Here is a 15,757-nt window from a genome sequence, read left to right on the forward strand (position 1 = left end):
CATGATCAGCGGCATCATCGGCGTGGACGACTACCTGGCCGCGCAACGCCTGCACACCCGGCACCAGCTGCGGCGCGCGTTGGCGGTGCTGGCGGCCGCCTTGCTGGTCGGGCTGGTGCTGGTGCTGTCGCTGCCGTCCGAGGCCACGGTGTTCGGCGCCCTGCTGGTCGGCGCCGGCGGCGGCGGGCTGATCGGCCTGGGCGTCACGCGTGCGTGGATCCTGCCGCGCAAGGTGCGGCGCCTGCACGCGCAGCAGGCCACGCTGCGGCATGTCGTCACCTATGCCTGGGACGAGACCGAGATCGAGGTCTCGTGGGCGGGCGGACGGGCGCGCCATCCCTGGACCGACTACGTCCGCTGTCGCGAGAACGCGCAGCTGCTGTTGCTGTACCACAACGACATGCTGTTCGAGGTGGTGCCCACGGCGTGGTTCGCCGATGACGCGCAGCGCGAAGCGTTTCGGCGCCTGGCGACGCGGGTGGGAACCGCTGCCCGCGCCGGATAGCGGCGTGCGCGGGTCCGTGGCGCGCACACACGGGCGACGCGTGGCATGTGGGGTGTGCGTGCGGCAGCGCCAGGCAGCGCGCCGGGCGTCGCCCCTGGCGCGCTTGCCCGGCGTGGCGCCGGTGGCCTGGCTTGGCTCAGGCGGCGGCGCTGGCCACGACCAGCAGGCCGCCGGCGATGGCGGCCCAATCCAGCGGCGTGCGCGAGCGCAGGCTGCGCAGCGACGGACGCGCCGTCGGCGTCGGCCGCAGGCCGGCCTTCAGCCCCATCAGCGCCAGCCCGGCCGCGCTGAGCGCCCAGTGCCATTCGCTGGCGCCGCTGCGCAGGAAATAGGCCAGATGCAGCACGCACAGGCAGGCCAGTGCGGCGGCCAGGACGATGTCGCGCGAAACCAGGGCCGGACGAGCGGCCATGACGAGACGGTTCATTGCGTGTTCCCCCCAGGAACGTGATCGCCTTCCCCTGGCGCCCCTTGCAACTGCGACTCCGATCATAGTTCCGCTCTCGGGCGGCCGCCAAGTGGCGGTGCACAAATCTTCACGTGGCTTGCCCTTGGGCGCCGTGCTCTCCTCGGCCGCCCTTGCCGGCGATCGTCGCTCGGGCGCCCTGGCTGGTGTCCCGTGCGATGGCCGTAACCGGTCCCGGTCTGCGTTGGATCGCTTGGTGGGTGTGGCGACAGCCGCCTGCGCCGGATGCGATGGATGCGGCGCGCAGTGGCCCGCGCCGCTGGCAGTGCACACGACCTCAAGGAGAACGGGATGAACCGAGTCATGGCAACAGTGCTGCTGTCCGCCTTGCTGGCCGGCTGCGCCGGCTACGGCCAGCAGCGAACGCAGCGGACGATCTGCCGCGAGACCTCGTCCCTGTCCAGCGAGTGCAAGGCAGCGGAGTTCCTCGTGCTGGACGGCGATGGCACGGCGCCGGCGCCGGCACTGGCCTTCGTCGAGTTCGACCAGAACGGTGCGCCCTACGATCCGGCATCGATCGACGATGTCATGGGCAAGATCGCCGCGCGCGCTGCGCTGCCGCCGCAACGCCTACTGCTGGTCGTGTTCATCCATGGCTGGAACCACAACGCGGCGCAGGGCGATGGCAACGTCATCGCCTTCAAGGCCTTTCTGCGCCAGCTGCAGGCGCAGGAACAGGTGCTGGCGGTGGGCAAGCGGCGTGCGGTGGTCGGCGTCTACCTGGGGTGGCAGGCCAAGGCTTCGGACAACAGCCTGCTCGAACTGCTCTCGTACCGGGACAAGAAGGAGTTGGGGCTGACCACCGGCGTGGAAGGCGTGCGCGGCGTGCTGGCGCGCCTGGCCGAGCTGCGCCGCGCCGCGCCGGAAAGCCGCCTGGTGCTGATCGGGCACAGCTTCGGCGGCGGCGTGCTGTTCACCGCGGTCAAGGACCGCATCGTCGCCGCCGTCGGCGATCCGCAGGCGCGTCGGCAGAAGGCGTATGGCGATCTGGTGATCCTGCTCAATCCGGCGATCGAGGCCGAACAGTTCGTCGCGTTGCACCAGGCCGTCGCGCAGACCGCGTTCCGGGCGTGCGAGCCGCTGGCCATGGCCAGCTTCACCTCCGACGCCGACACCGCGCTGTCCAGGGAATTTCCGCGCGGCATGCGCTTGTTCTATCCGCAGCGGCTGGCGGCGGCGGGCACGGACGAGGCCGAACTGATCACCACGCCGTACGGCCTGTATCCGCCATTTGCGCGCTATCGGCTGCGTGTGCTGCCCGGGGCAACGGTGCAGACCGCGCTGACCCCGGCGGCGTTCACCGCGGCGGCACGCACCTGGGGCGGTTTCAGGGCCGGCACCGGCGCGTTCGCACTGGGCGGGATCGAATTGGCGTCCAGCGCCGCGCCAGCGCCGCAGCCCTGGGTGCCGCTGTTGAACGTGCGCGTGGACAAGGCGCTGATCCAGGAGCACAACGCGATCTGGGATCCCGGGTTCGCCTATTTCGTCCGCGGCCTGGTCGGCATGGAATTCGCCAAGGGCGATGCGTGCCGGTGAGCCGGCAGCGCGTGCGCCGCGGATGGTGCAGGCCATGGCGTGCGCACGCGTCCTGGCACACGGCTGAACCTTCTGCGCGCGTTCCGCTCAGCTCGCCGCGCGCTGCTGCTCGGCCAGCAGCCACTCGCGCAGGCGGCGGCCGGCCTCGCTTTCGGCGCGCGAACGCAGGCGGGTGAGCCAGTAGCGTCCGGCGTCGATGCGGGTCGGGAACGGCGCGACCAGGCGCCCGGCGTCCAGGTCCTGCGCGAACAGGCGCAGCGGCAGCAGGGCCACCCCGGCGCCGGCCGCCGCGGCGCTGGCCAGGGTCAGCGAGGAATCGCAGATCGGCCCGCTGGCCAGCACTTCCGGCGCGGCCGCCGCCTGCAGCCAGCGCGGCCATTCGTCCAGCCGGTAGGAGCGCAGCAGCGGCACGCCGGCCAGGTCGGCCGGCACGCGCAGCGCGCGCGCCAGCGCCGGCGCGCACACCGGTGCGAACGGCGCGTCCAGGATCGGCGTGGCGCACTGGCCCTGCCAGTCGCCGTCGCCGAAGCGGATCGCCAGGTCCAGGCCCTCGCCGGCCAGGTCGACGCGGTTGTTGTGGGTGTGCACGCGCAGTTCGATGTCCGGATGCGCGGCGTGGAAGGCGTCCAGGCGCGGCAGCAGCCAGCCGACCGCGAAGGTGCCGACCACGCCGACGCTCAGCGTCTCGCGGTAGCGGCCGCCGGCGAAGCGTTGCAGGGTCGCGGCGATGCGGTCGAAGGCCTCGGTCAGCACCGGATGCAGGCGCTGGCCTTCGTCGGTCAGGGCCACGCCGCGCGGCAGGCGCTGGAACAGCACCACGCCCAGGCGCGCTTCCAGTTGCTTGATCTGGTGGCTGAGCGCGGCCTGGGTCACGCACAGCTCGACGGCGGCGCGGGTCAGGTTCTGGTGCCGCGCGGCCGCCTCGAAGGCGCGCAGGGCGTTCAGCGGCAGCTGCGGGCGGATCATGGTCAGGCATTAATTCCGTTCATGGCTGCAATTGAATAACCTCGCTGGTGGGCGGCGGTCAAGCTGCGCATCATCGACGCTTCGAACGGAGGTGGACGATGCTGGCGAGACGACGGTTTCTGCAGGGGATGGGGCTGGCGGCGGCAGCGCTGGCGGTCGGGACGGACGCGAAAGTGCCGCAAATCAAGGCGCCGTCCCTGGCCCGGCGGCTGGCCGCGATCGAGCGCGGCACGGGCGGCCGGCTCGGGGTGGCGCTGCTCGACGGCAGCGGCGCCACGCTTGGCGGGCAGCGGCAGGACGAGCGTTTCCCGATGTGCAGCACCTTCAAATTTCTATTGGCGGCGGCGGTGCTGCAGCGGGTCGATCGCGGCGAATTGGACCTGGAACGGCGTGTGCCGATCCGTGCCGCGGACATGCTGGCGCACGCGCCGGTCACCGAGCGCCACGTCGGCGGCACGCTGAGCGTGGCCGAGCTGTGCCGGGCGACGATGATCTTCAGCGACAACCCGGCCGCCAACCTGCTGTTCCCGCTGGTCGGCGACCCGCCTGGGCTGACCCGCTTCCTGCGCGCGCTCGGCGACGCGCAGACCCGCTCCGACCGCTACGAGCCGGAGATGAACCGCTACGCCGACGGCGATCCGCGCGATACCACCACCCCGGCGGCGATGGCCGCCACCCTGCGCGCGCTGCTGCTCGGCGACGTGCTGCAGCCGGCCTCGCGCACCCGGCTGACCGAGTGGCTGATCGACAACCGCACCGGCGACGATTGCCTGCGCGCCGGCCTGCCACGCGGCTGGAGGATCGGCGACAAGACCGGCAGCAACGGCACCGACACCCGCAACGACATCGCCATCGTGTGGCCGCCGGGCCGGCGCACGCCGCTGCTGCTGACCGCCTACCTCAACGGCGCCAAGGTCGACAGCGCCGCGCGCGACGCGGCGCTGAAGGCGGTGGCGGTGGCGGTGCGCGAGACGCTCGCGGACTGAGCGCCGCGGTTATGCGGCGAAGGCGTCGCGCCCGGCGAACTTGGCGATGCAGCGGTTGCGCCGGCTGGCGGTCTCGCGCATCCCTGGCGGGTGCGGCCGCGGCGCGCGCATTTGCGGATCGCAAGATCCTGGCGCCGGCGGATGCGCTGCCCGGCCGCAAGCGAACGCTTCGCGATTGCCACGCATCGCTTCCCTGTCGTCCATCCTCCATCCACTGGAGCAAGAACGCATGCGCAATCCCCTCTTTTTCGTGGTTTCCGCCGCCGCACTGCTGCTCGCCCACGCGCCGGCCCACGGGGAAATCTGGCAGCCCGCGCCAGGCCACGTGCAGGTGCCGATCTGGCCAGGCAAGGTTCCCGATGCATTGCCGCGCCCGAAGCCCGAATCGGTCGGCCCCGGTCCCGGACGCCCGTGGTGGCCCAGGGTCAACGACGTCAGCCGGCCGACGATGACGGTGTATGCGCCCAGCGGCCGCAACACCGGCGCCGCCGTGGTGGTGTTCCCCGGCGGCGGTTACCAGATGCTGGCCATGGACCTGGAAGGGACGGAGATCTGCGACTGGCTGACCTCGCGCGGCATCACCTGCGTGCTGCTGAAGTACCGCGTGCCCAATTCCGGGCCGACCTGGACCGACGGCGGCCGCTACTACCCCAAGGTGCAGACCGCGCTGCAGGACGCGCAGCGCACGCTGGGGCTGGTGCGCCTGCATGCGGCGCAGTGGGGCATCGATCCGCACAGGGTCGGGGTGATCGGCTTTTCCGCCGGCGGGCATCTGGTGGCCGCGGCCAGCACCCATTTCGCGCAACGCACCTATCCGGCGGTGGACGCCGCCGACGGGGAGAGCTGCCGCCCGGATTTCGCCATCGCGGTCTATCCCGGCCACCTGTGGGCGCACGAGGACGAGGATCGCGCCACGCGCGATCCGACCCGCCTGGACCTGCGCCCGGACATCACCGTCGGCACCGGCACCCCGCCGACCTTCCTGCTGCACGCCGAGGACGACGAGGTGGACAACGTCGCGCAGTCGCTGGCCTACTACGTGGCGCTGAAGCGGGCCGGCGTGCCGGCGGAAATGCACCTGTACGCGCAGGGCGGCCACGCCTTCGGCCTGCGCGCGGGCACGCTGCCGATCGCGCAATGGCCGCGCCTGGTGGAAACCTGGCTGGGAACCATCGGCATGCTGGACGCGGCCGGCGCCCGCTGACCGCCGCGGCAGGCGCAGCGCCTGCGCGCTGCGGCAGTTCCGCAGGCGGCCACCGCGCCGATGCGAAGCGCCGGCACCGATGCCACCTGGATTCCGCGACCCTCGATCTCGACCGCGGGCCGGCGCTCAACCGGGCGCGGCGATCTCGGCCACCTCGCTCTGGTACAGCTGCGCCGGCCCGCCCATGGCCGGATCGCTGACGCTGGCCTTGCCGGTTTCCACGCGCCCGGCCAGGCGCTGGCGCGCGCCGTCCTGCACCAGCCACAGGTCGTACCAGCCGCCCGTCGCCGCCGCGTTCCAGCTGCGCCGATGCTCCGCGCCCGGCGCCAGCTCCACGCGGTCGCGCGGCTGCGCCTGCGCATAGGCGCCCGGCTGCAGTTCCACGTGCAGCGCGCGGATGCCGGGATTGCGCAGCAGCAGGCACAGCGCCTGCGGGTCGTGCGCGTCCTGGGCGATCTCGGCCTGCAGCGGCGGCGCGGCGAGGTCGCCGCGGTAGTGGCGGTGGAAGCCGTTGGGGCCGAGCAGCCACAGGTCGTAGCGGCCGTCGTAGGTGGTCCAGGTCGGGTCCAGCGTGGCGCCGGCGCCGACCGTGTAGCGCCGCGGGACCGCCGCCAGGTCGTAGCGGTCGTAGACGTGCAGCACCGCCGCCGCGCCGGCATTGGCCAGGCGCAGCCGCACTTCGCCGCGCGCGTCCACGTGCTCGAACTGCACCGTCGGGCGATACGGCAGCGCGCGCGAGCGGCGCACGCCGAACGGCTGCTGCGGCGCCTGCGCGGTGGCCGGCAGCGGCGGCAGCGCATGCTCGCGCAGGGCGGCCGCGCGCGCCGCCGCGGCGCGCACGTCGGGCAGCGCGGCGACGAACGGGCGCGTGTCGGCCTGGCGGAAATCGAAGGCATCGACCAGGTCGCCGCAGACCGCGCGGCGCCACGGCGTCAGCCCGCTCGCGGCGACGCCGAAGCGGCGTTCCAGCAGGCGCAGCACCGAGGTGTGGTCGTAGACCTGCGAGTCGATCCAGCCGCCGCGGCTCCACGGCGAGATCACGTACAGCGGCACCCGCGGGCCGAGGCCATAGGGACGGCCGCGCAGCTCCGGCAGGTCGGCCTTCTCGTCGCCCGGCGCCGGATGCAGGTGGTATTCGCCGTCGGTGCCGACCGTGGAGGCGCCGGCCCAGCCGCCGGCCGCGGCCGGATCGGGCGAGGGCGGCGCCGGCGGCGGCACGTGGTCGAAGAAGCCGTCGTTCTCGTCGAACATCAGCAGCAGCGCGGTGCGCGACCACACCTTCGGATCGGCGGTCAGCGCGTCGAGCACGCGCGCGGTGTAGGCCGCGCCCTGCGCCGGGCTGGACGGATCGGGATGCTCGCTGCCGGCGGCGTCGGCGATGACGAAGCTCACCGCCGGCAGCCGCGCGCCGAGCACGTCCTCGCGCAGCTGCGCCAGCGTGCGCGTGCCGACGCCGCGTTCGCGCAGCTGCGGATCGTGGCCGGGCGCGCCGCGCCAGGCCGCGCGGAACGGGGCGAAGCCGGCCAGCGGGTTGTCGGTGAAGTTGTCGGCCATGTCCTGGTAGATCTGCCAGGACACGCCGGCCTGCTGCAGCGCTTCGACGTAGCTGGGCCAGCGGTAGTCGTCCGCATGCCCGCCCAGTTCGGGGAAGTTGTCGTGCGAGTTGGCGATCGCCGGCCCGCCGGCGCGCGCATGCGGATCGTTGTGGCCGGTCCACAGGAACACGCGGTTGGGATTGGTGCCGGCCTGGATCGCGCAGTGGTAGGCGTCGCACAGGGTGAAGGCCTCGGCCAGCGCGAACTGGAAGGGCAGGTCGTCGCGCTCGTAGTGGGCCAGCGCATGGTCGCGCTTGGCCGCGGGCCAGTGGCCCATGCGGCCGTGGTCCCAGGCCTGCTGCGCGTTCGGCCAGGTGTGCGGGGTGCCCTGCACGCGCATGGCGCGGAAGTCGCGCGCGGTGCGCAGCGGGAACGGCGCCAGCAGCCGGCTGCCGTCCGCGCTGGGCTGCAGCCAGACGCTGCGCCGCGCCGCCTCGGGCAGCGGCGGCGCCGGGATCGGGAAGCGGTCGCCGAAGCCGCGCGCGCCGGGAAAGCTGCCGAAGTAGTGGTCGAAGGCGCGGTTCTCCTGCATCAGGATCACCACGTGCTGCAGGTCCTGCAGGGTGCCGCTGCGCACGTCCGGCGCGATCGCGGCGGCGCGGGCGATGCTGGGCGGCAGCAGCGCGGCGGCGGCGCCGGCGACGCCGGCCTGCAGCAGGCGGCGGCGGGGAAGGTCGGTCATGGCGCGGGCACCGGCAGGACGGAACGAAGAGGGCTCGCCGGCGGCAGCGCGCCGCCGGCGAGGGCGCAGCATGCGGGCTGCGCGGTTACAGATCCAGCGTCAGGGTCAGGCCGACCGTGCGCGGCGCGGCGATGAACGCGCTGTCGCTGCCGTCCACGCCTTCCAGGTAGCGCTTGTCGGTGAGGTTGCTGACGTTGAGGTCCAGCTTCAGGCCCTGCAGCTGCGCCGACAGTTCCGACAGGCTCAGGCCCAGGTGCGCGTCGAAGGTGGTGACGCCGTCCAGGCTGGCGCTGTTGGACGCATCCAGGTAGCGCTTGCCCAGGTAGCGGCCGGAGAGGCCGAACGCCCAGGCCTGGCCCTGCCAGTCGGCCGAAGCGACCAGGGTGTGGCGCGGCTGGCCGATCACCTGCGAGCCCGGGGCGATCTCCAGCGCGGTGTCGCGAGCGGCGTCGCCGCTGCCCAGGTAGGTCGCCTTGTTGAAGGTGTAGGCGCCGTTGATCCGCCAGCCGTTGTCCCAGCCGTAGCCCAGCGCCGCTTCCACGCCGCGCGCATGCACGCCGCCGAAGTTCTCGTAGACGCCGTCGGTCTCGCCCAGGTAGTCGATGCCGTCGACGAAGTTGGCCGGCACGTAGACGATGCGGTTGTCGAAGCGGATGTCGTAGACGGTGACGCTGCCGGTCAGCGGCCAGCGGCTGATGCGCAGGCCCAGCTCGATGTTGTCGGCGGTCTCGGGCTTGACCCGGCTCAGCGCCACCGGGTCGGTCTCGCCGAGCACGCCGGAGGGGATCGCGGCGAAGTTCTGCGAGTAGCCGGCGAAGGCTTCCAGGCCCTTCACCGGCGTGGTCCAGGTCAGGCCGGCGGAGAACAGCGGGTCGGAGTGCGCGTCCGATCCGGCGTGCTGGCTGTCGCCGATGCGGCGGTCGCGGGTCTGGTCGACGAAGAACTGCTTGACGCCCACGCGCCAGGCGAAATCGCCGTAGCGCATCAGGTCCTCGACGTAGTACATGCGCTCGTCGGTGTCGTACTTGTCCTTGAACTGCACCCAGTACGGGGTGTGGTCGAAGGCGATGTCGGTGCCGACGTTGAGCAGGCGGTGCCAGTCGCGGGTGACGCTGCGCTGGTACTTCTCCAGCCACACGCCGGCGCGCACGGTGTTGTCGATCGCGCCCAGCGCGGCACGCCATTCGGCATCGGCGGTGAACCCGGCGCGGTCGTTGTCGTAGTGGCTGTGGCGGTAGGACTGCACCGCTTGCGAGCCGGCCGGGTAGCAGGCCGGGTTCGATTCGGCCGGCACGGTGGCGCTGCCGCTGCAGCCGGCAAGCAGCGTCGCCGCCGCGCCGCTGGGGGTGACGAAGTAGATCTTGCCCAGGTCGCTGCCGCCGTACACGGTGCGCCCGCCGCGGAATTCCGATTCCGGGTTGCCGCTGCCGTCGTTGCTCACGTCCACCAGGTACGGCGGGATCCAGTCGCCGCGGCCTTCCAGGCGGTGCGCGTAGCCGGCCAGCGTGGCCTTGAAGCCGTTGCCGCCGTCGAACGCGCCGCGCAGGTAGCCGAAGGTGTTCTTGCGCAGGGCGCGCGAGCCGGAGCGGTAGTTCTGGTCGAGGTAGGGAATGCCGGTCAGCGTGCCGGTCAGCAGGTCGTGCTCGGGATCGCGCGCGAACTGCTCGGGGGTGACGCTGGTGTATTCCGATTCGTCGGCGTCGTCGTAGGACAGGTAGCCGCTGAGCTTCCACGCGCCCAGATCGCTGTCGAACTTGCCGGCCAGGTGGTCGCGGGTGGTGTGGCCGCTGCCGTCGATCCAGTCGTCGTTGCTGCTGTGCGAGGCGCTGAGCCAGGCCTTGGTGCTGCCGATCAGGCCGGTGTCGTAGCGCGCGTAGTACTTGCGCGCGTCGTTGTCGCCGATGCCCACCGCCACGCGCACGCGCTGCGCGTCGAGCGGTTCGCCGGTCAGGTAGTTGAGCGTGCCGCCCAGCGCTTCGTTGGAGCGCGAGGCGATGTCGGCGGTGCCCTGGCTGACTTCCACCGTCTCCAGGTCCAGCGGGTCGATGAAGCGGTTGGCCTTGGCGCCGCCGCCGTAGGCCGAGCCGCCGTTGGGCAGGCCGTCGATGGTGGTGCCGATCTGCTGGGTGTCGCGGTTGCTGACGAAGCCGCGCATGCTGATCTGCGTGCCCCAGTCGGAGGAACCGAACGCGTCGGCCTCGGTCACGATCACCCCGGGCAGCTCGTTGAGCACGTCGTTGACGCTGCCCATCGCGAACTGGCGGTCCAGCATCTCCTTGCTGACGCTGGTCTTGGCATAGGTGGTGGCCTGGCCGACGACCTGCACCTGGTCCAGGGTGGAGACCTGATCGCCGGCCTCGGCGGGCGTGGCGGGAGCGCTTGCATCGGCGGCCTGGGCGTGGGCGACCATCGCCGACAGCAATAGGGCCAGCGTGGTCCGCCGCGGGACACGGAAACTTTTCGGGAAATTCATCAAAGGTGAACGCTTGCAGGTGGGGGACCGTGATGGTGTCGACACATGGTTGCGTGGGTGTGACTGCCGGTTCGCGGGTTCCTGCGCCTGTGTCTGCAGGATGGCGCGGTGTGTCGGTGCGTTGGCGGGTCGCTTCGCGCCGGACCCTCACCCCAACCCCCCCAATGGGAGAGGGACTAAAGCCCAGGGGAGAGGGACTGAAGCGCAACGCGGCGGTTCCCTTCTCCCCTCGGTGGAAGGTGCCCGGCAGGGGCGGATGAGGGTACGGGCGACGCCTCGTGCACCCTCTGCAGGCGCCGGCCTGGCGTCCAAGCCGGCCGCATCGCTTGAAAGCCGGCGCCCGGGCCCCATACTGGCGGCCTCTGTTCCTCTCGCGTTTTTGCCGCCATGCCGATCTATGCCTTCCAATGTGCCGAGTGCGGTCACAGCTTCGACCGCCTGCAGAAACTCTCCGATCCCGATCCGGACGCCTGCCCGTCGTGCGGCGCGCCCGCGGTCAAGCGGCAGCTGACCGCGCCGTCGTTCCGGCTGTCCGGCAGCGGCTGGTACGAGACCGATTTCAAGAAGGACGGCGACAAGAAGCGCAACCTGGCCGAGTCCGGCAGCGGTGGCAGCAGCAGCGGCGGCGACGCCAAGCCGGCCGCCGCGGCCGCCTCCACCGACGCCCCGGCCAAGCCGGCGGCGGCCGCCACGCCGGCGCCGGCCGCCAAGCCCGCCGCGACCTGAGCCCGGCGCCTGGCAAAAATGCGAACGGCCCGGAGTCGCCTCCGGGCCGTTCGCGTTCCTGGGCTTGCCGATCAGCGGGCGCCGAAGCGCGCCCGGCAGCCTTCCTTGACCCACACCGCGTTGCCCTCGTAGCCCCAGTTGCGGCCTTCGACGCAGGTGGTGCCGGACAGTTGCTGGATCACCGCCGGGCGCCCCTGGCGGCGGTCCCAGGCGCAGCTGCGCAGGCGCTTGTCGTCGCTGCTGCAGGTCACCGAGTAGTCGCCGCCGCCGGCGGGCGGACGGCCCGGACCCCAGCCGCCGCCACCGCCGCCGCGGCCTTCGGCGAACTCGCCGCGGCAGCCGTCGTCCACCCACACCGCGCCGTCGCGCTGGCCCCAGGTGCGGCCCTCGATGCAGCGGGTGTCGGACAGCTGCCGCACCAGCACCGCATTGCGCCAGCCGGTGTTGCACACACGCTGGCGCTGGTCCTGGCTCTCGCACCGGATGGTGCCGCCGGGGCCGGCGCTGCCGCCATTGCCGCCGCCGCCCCAGTTGCCGCCGCCACCGTCGCCCCAGCCGCCACGGCCCTCGGCGAAGCGGCCGCGGCAGCCGCGGTCCACCCACACCACGCCGGGGCCGGCGCCCCAGGTCTGGCCTTCGATGCACGGCGAGTCCGACAGCGTGCCGACCAGCCGCGCGCGGCCGCGGAACGGCGTGGCGCACTGGCGGCGCTTGCGGTCGGTGCTGGAGCAGGCGATGGTCTGCGCGTTCGAGCCCGGCTGCGGCCGCCATTGGCCGCCGCTGCCGCGCAGCGAGGTGGAGATGTCCTGCTGGATGCGGCCGAAGCCCCAGCCGCGGTCGATCTGGTCCAGGTAGAACTCCAGCTGGTCGTCGGGGATCTGCCGGCCGCGCGACTGGTCGGCGTACTCGCGCTCGATCACCCGCACCCGGCTCGGCACCGACAGCTGCCGCAGGTCCTCCGGCGCGTAGGCGCGCGTGCTTTGCGCCGCCGCCGGCGCGCTGGCCAGGGCCAGTCCGGCCATCAACAGCCAACCGCTCAGACGCTTCAACATGGGTCCCCTCCGATGCCCGTGAATGTGGGCGGACTATAGCCTCACGCAAACTTAAGGCCGGGTGAGCGGCGCCGCGATTTGCCCGGGCCGGCGCCGCGCCGCAGAATATCCGGCTTGCCGGCGCCTTCTGCGCCGGCCGCCCCTCCTTGGAGTTTGCGATGCGTACCCACTTCTGCGGCCTGGTCGACGAGACCCTGATCGGCCAAACCGTCACCCTGGCCGGCTGGACCGACGTCGCCCGCAATCTCGGCGGCGTGTGCTTCATCGACCTGCGCGACCACGAGGGCATCGTGCAGGTGATGGTGGAGCCCGAGAACGCGGAGGTGTTCGCGGTCGCCGCCAGCCTGGGCTACGAGGACGTGCTGCAGGTCGAAGGCGTGGTGCGCGCGCGGCATGCGGTCAACGACAAGATCCGCAGCGGCAAGGTCGAGATCGTCGCCAGCCGCATCGACATCCTCAACAAGGCCGCGCCGCTGCCGTTCCACGCGCACGAGAACCCGGGCGAGGAAACCCGCCTGAAGTACCGCTACCTGGACCTGCGCCGCCCGGAGATGCAGCGCATGCAGCGCACCCGCATCAAGCTGGTGCAGGCGCTGCGCCGCCACCTCGACGCCAGGGGCTTCCAGGACATCGAGACCCCGATCCTGGCCAACGTCACCCCGGAAGGCGCGCGCGACTTCCTGGTGCCGGCGCGCATGCACCCGGGCGAGTTCTACGCGCTGCCGCAGTCGCCGCAGCTGTTCAAGCAGATCCTGATGGTGGCCGGCTTCGACCGCTACTACCAGATCGCGCGCTGCTTCCGCGACGAGGCGCTGCGCGCCGACCGCCAGCTCGAGTTCACCCAGCTGGACATGGAATTCGCCTTCGTGCGCGAGCGCGACGTGCAGGACTTCGTCGAGGAGATGATCCGCGCCATCTTCAAGGAAGTGGTCGGCGTCGAACTGGACGCCAGCTTCCCGCGCATGACCTGGGCCGAGGCGATGCGCCGCTACGGCTCGGACAAGCCGGACCTGCGCATCGGGCTGGAACTGGTCGACGTGGCCGAACTGGTCAAGGACAGCGAGTTCGCGGTGTTCACCGCCGCCGCCAGCGACGCCGACGGCCGCGTGGCCGCGCTGCGCATCCCCGGCGGTGCCAGGCTGTCGCGCAAGCAGATCGACGAGTACGCCGCGCATGCGGCCAAGTACGGCGCCAAGGGCCTGGCCTACATCAAGATCGGCGACACCGGCGAGGTCACCTCGCCGATCGCCAAGTTCTTCGGCGAAGCGGCCTTCGCCGCGCTGATCGCGCACGTCGGGGCCGGCAACGGCGACATCGTGTTCTTCGGCGCCGGCGCCTACAACAAGGTGTCCGACTTCATGGGCGCGCTGCGGCTGAAGGCCGGCAAGGACTTCGACCTGGTCGCCGACGGCTGGCGCCCGCTGTGGGTCACCGACTTCCCGATGTTCGAGTACGACGAGGAGGCGCAGCGCTACGTCGCCCTGCATCATCCCTTCACCGCGCCGGCGGTCGAGGACATCGCCGAGCTGCGCGCCAACGCCAGGACCGCGGTGTCGCGCGGCTACGACATGGTGCTCAACGGCAACGAAATCGGCGGCGGCTCGATCCGCATCCACCGCACCGACATGCAGGCGGCGGTGTTCGAGCTGCTCGGCATCGGCGCCGAAGAGGCGCGGATCAAGTTCGGCTTCCTGCTCGACGCGTTGAAGTACGGCGCGCCGCCGCACGGCGGCATCGCCTTCGGCATCGACCGCATCGCCGCGCTGATGGCCGGCACCGACTCGATCCGCGACGTCATCCCGTTCCCCAAGACCACCGGCGCGCAGGACCTGATGACCGGCGCGCCGTCGCCGATCACCGAAGACCAGCTGGCCGAAGTGCACGTGCAGGTGCGCGCCAAGCCGGTGCAGGGCTGAGCGATGGCGCTGGCGATCCGTCAGGCCACGCCGGACGACGCCGCCACGCTGGCGGCGCTGGCCGCGGCCACCTTCACCGAGACCTTCGGCCATCTGTATCCGGCCGAGGACCTGCGCGATTTCCTCGAAGCGCACTACAGCGTCGAACGCCAGCGCACCATCCTCCAGCACCCGGACTACGCGGTCTGGCTGCTGGAGGACGACGGCGTGGCGGTGGGCCATGCCGCGGCCGGCCCCTGCGGCCTGCCGCACGCGGACGTGCGACCCGGCGACGGCGAACTGAAGCGGCTGTACCTGCTGCGCTCGCACCAGAACAGCGGCTGGGGCAGCCGCCTGTTCGAGACCGCGCTGGGCTGGCTGGAGCGCGCCGGGCCGCGCACGCTGTGGATCGGGGTGTGGTCGGAGAACTTCGGTGCGCAGCGCTTCTACGCACGTTATGGATTCGCGAAGGTCGGCGACTACGAGTTCCCCGTCGGCCGGATCCGCGATCACGAGTACATCCTGCGCCGGGCGGCGGGCCCGGACCGGGCGGAGCGATAGCGGGGACGCTTTCCCGGCGGCCGTTCCCCCGTTCCGAGGCGCAGCCCGTCCTACCCGCGGCAGGGCTTCCCCAACGCCTTCGGCTGAAGCCGCTGCGCGGGCCGGGGCGCAGCGATGCCGGGGTTGTCGGCCAGGTCCGCCGGGACCGCAGGCGACCGGGACCTCACCGGCTGGCGGCGCGCACCGCCGTCACTTCCGCGCGCGGCGGTGCGCCGAACAGCCGCTTGTATTCGCGGCTGAACTGCGAGGGGCTCTCGTAGCCGACCCGGTGCGCCGCGGCCGCGGCCTCCAGCCCGTCCACCAGCATCAGCCGGCGCGCCTCGTGCAGGCGCAGCTGCTTCTGGTACTGCAGCGGCGACAGCGCCGTCGCCGCCTTGAAGCCGCGGTGCAGCGCGGACACGCTCATGTGCACCGTCCGCGCCAGCGCCTCCACCCGCAGCGGTTCCAGGTAGTGCCGCCGCAGCAGCATGACCGCCTGCGCGACGCGCTGGTGCTGGCCGTCCTTGACCGCCAGGGCGCGCAGGTGCTCGCCCAGGTCGCCCTGCAGCACGCGGTAGAGGATCTCCCGGATCGCCAACGGCGCGAGCACGCGCAGGTCCTCGGGGGCGTCGAGCAGGCGCATCAGCCGCAGCACGGCGTCCAGCAGCGGCGTGCCGACCCGCGCGACATAGGCGGCACAGGCGCCGTCGCCGGCCTCGTTTTCGCCGGTCCGTTCGGGGCCGTCCAACAGCAGCCCGGCGATGTCTTCCGGCGCGAGGTCCAGGCGCAGGCACAGGTAGGGCTTTTCCGGGCTCGCTTCCACCACCTGCCCGATCATCGGCAGGGTCACCGGCACGACCAGGTAGTGCAGGGGGTCGTAGCGGTAGTGCTGCTCGCCCAGGATCGCCAGCTTGCTGCCCTGGACCACCAGGCACAGCCGCGGCTCGTAGACCGTCGGCATGCAGGCGGTCGGCGCGTCGAAGCGGACCAGGTGCAGTGCGGGCAGGGCGGTGCGATGGAAACCTTCGCCACCGGCGGTCAGCCGGGCGATGCGGCCGGTCAGTTCCGCCAGCGGCGCGGCGAGCGAGTGCTGGGCGATCAGCTCGGACGGGGATAGGGCATTCATGGACT

Annotated in this window: 12 protein-coding genes and 1 pseudogene; 7 read left to right on the forward strand and 6 right to left on the reverse strand. The window is 72.1% G+C overall.

Features of this window, described 5'->3' with window-relative positions:
• Window position 1 precedes the first annotated feature (1 nt).
• Complete coding sequence (locus OCJ37_RS05420) at window positions 2-505, forward strand: YcxB family protein (RefSeq protein ID WP_263112662.1); 504 nt, start codon at window positions 2-4, stop codon at window positions 503-505.
• Window positions 506-641: 136 nt separating this feature from the next.
• Here OCJ37_RS05420 and OCJ37_RS05425 read toward each other — a convergent pair whose 3' ends face one another.
• Window positions 642-932, reverse strand: coding sequence for a hypothetical protein (locus OCJ37_RS05425; protein WP_263112663.1), 291 nt, complete (start codon window positions 930-932; stop codon window positions 642-644).
• 330 nt (window positions 933-1,262) lie between these two features.
• Between OCJ37_RS05425 and OCJ37_RS05430 the strand changes: the two genes are divergently transcribed.
• Window positions 1,263-2,507, forward strand: a complete 1,245-nt coding sequence (locus OCJ37_RS05430) for an alpha/beta hydrolase (protein ID WP_263112664.1) — start codon at window positions 1,263-1,265, stop codon at window positions 2,505-2,507.
• 87 nt (window positions 2,508-2,594) lie between these two features.
• On the opposite strand, the gene ampR is transcribed toward OCJ37_RS05430, so the two are convergent.
• On the reverse strand, window positions 2,595-3,473 hold the full coding sequence (gene ampR, locus OCJ37_RS05435) for a LysR family transcriptional regulator AmpR (protein WP_263112665.1): 879 nt from the start codon (window positions 3,471-3,473) through the stop codon (window positions 2,595-2,597).
• Between the two features lie 206 nt (window positions 3,474-3,679).
• Here ampR and bla point away from each other — a divergent pair.
• Window positions 3,680-4,459 (forward strand): annotated as a pseudogene (gene bla, locus OCJ37_RS05440) (class A beta-lactamase); the annotation flags it as partial.
• A gap of 229 nt (window positions 4,460-4,688) precedes the next feature.
• Window positions 4,689-5,663, forward strand: coding sequence for an alpha/beta hydrolase (locus OCJ37_RS05445; RefSeq protein ID WP_263112667.1), 975 nt, complete (start codon window positions 4,689-4,691; stop codon window positions 5,661-5,663).
• Between the two features lie 126 nt (window positions 5,664-5,789).
• On the opposite strand, the gene OCJ37_RS05450 is transcribed toward OCJ37_RS05445, so the two are convergent.
• Both OCJ37_RS05450 and OCJ37_RS05455 read right to left on the reverse strand, forming a co-directional pair.
• The gene (locus tag OCJ37_RS05450) at window positions 5,790-7,940 is read right to left on the reverse strand and encodes a phosphocholine-specific phospholipase C (protein ID WP_263112668.1); all 2,151 of its coding nucleotides are present in this window, start codon (window positions 7,938-7,940) and stop codon (window positions 5,790-5,792) included.
• Between the two features lie 85 nt (window positions 7,941-8,025).
• A complete protein-coding gene (locus OCJ37_RS05455) occupies window positions 8,026-10,350 on the reverse strand; it encodes a TonB-dependent receptor (RefSeq protein WP_263113596.1) in 2,325 nt (774 codons plus the stop codon).
• Between the two features lie 450 nt (window positions 10,351-10,800).
• Here OCJ37_RS05455 and OCJ37_RS05460 point away from each other — a divergent pair, with 450 nt between their 5' ends.
• The gene (locus OCJ37_RS05460; RefSeq protein WP_263112669.1) at window positions 10,801-11,139 is read left to right on the forward strand and encodes an FmdB family zinc ribbon protein; all 339 of its coding nucleotides are present in this window, start codon (window positions 10,801-10,803) and stop codon (window positions 11,137-11,139) included.
• A gap of 71 nt (window positions 11,140-11,210) precedes the next feature.
• Here the strand turns inward: OCJ37_RS05460 and OCJ37_RS05465 are convergent, their stop codons facing one another.
• A complete protein-coding gene (locus OCJ37_RS05465) occupies window positions 11,211-12,191 on the reverse strand; it encodes a DUF3011 domain-containing protein (protein WP_263112670.1) in 981 nt (326 codons plus the stop codon).
• 158 nt (window positions 12,192-12,349) lie between these two features.
• Here OCJ37_RS05465 and aspS point away from each other — a divergent pair, with 158 nt between their 5' ends.
• Both aspS and OCJ37_RS05475 read left to right on the forward strand, forming a co-directional pair.
• The gene (gene aspS, locus OCJ37_RS05470) at window positions 12,350-14,107 is read left to right on the forward strand and encodes an aspartate--tRNA ligase (protein WP_263112671.1); all 1,758 of its coding nucleotides are present in this window, start codon (window positions 12,350-12,352) and stop codon (window positions 14,105-14,107) included.
• A gap of 3 nt (window positions 14,108-14,110) precedes the next feature.
• Complete coding sequence (locus tag OCJ37_RS05475; RefSeq protein ID WP_263112672.1) at window positions 14,111-14,647, forward strand: GNAT family N-acetyltransferase; 537 nt, start codon at window positions 14,111-14,113, stop codon at window positions 14,645-14,647.
• 163 nt (window positions 14,648-14,810) lie between these two features.
• Here the strand turns inward: OCJ37_RS05475 and OCJ37_RS05480 are convergent, their stop codons facing one another.
• Window positions 14,811-15,752: an AraC family transcriptional regulator gene (locus OCJ37_RS05480; protein ID WP_263112673.1), complete on the reverse strand. Its 942-nt coding sequence runs from the start codon at window positions 15,750-15,752 to the stop codon at window positions 14,811-14,813.
• Window positions 15,753-15,757: the final 5 nt, after the last annotated feature.

The organism is Xanthomonas sp. AM6 (assembly GCF_025665335.1).
Classification (GTDB): Bacteria; Pseudomonadota; Gammaproteobacteria; order Xanthomonadales; family Xanthomonadaceae; genus Xanthomonas_A.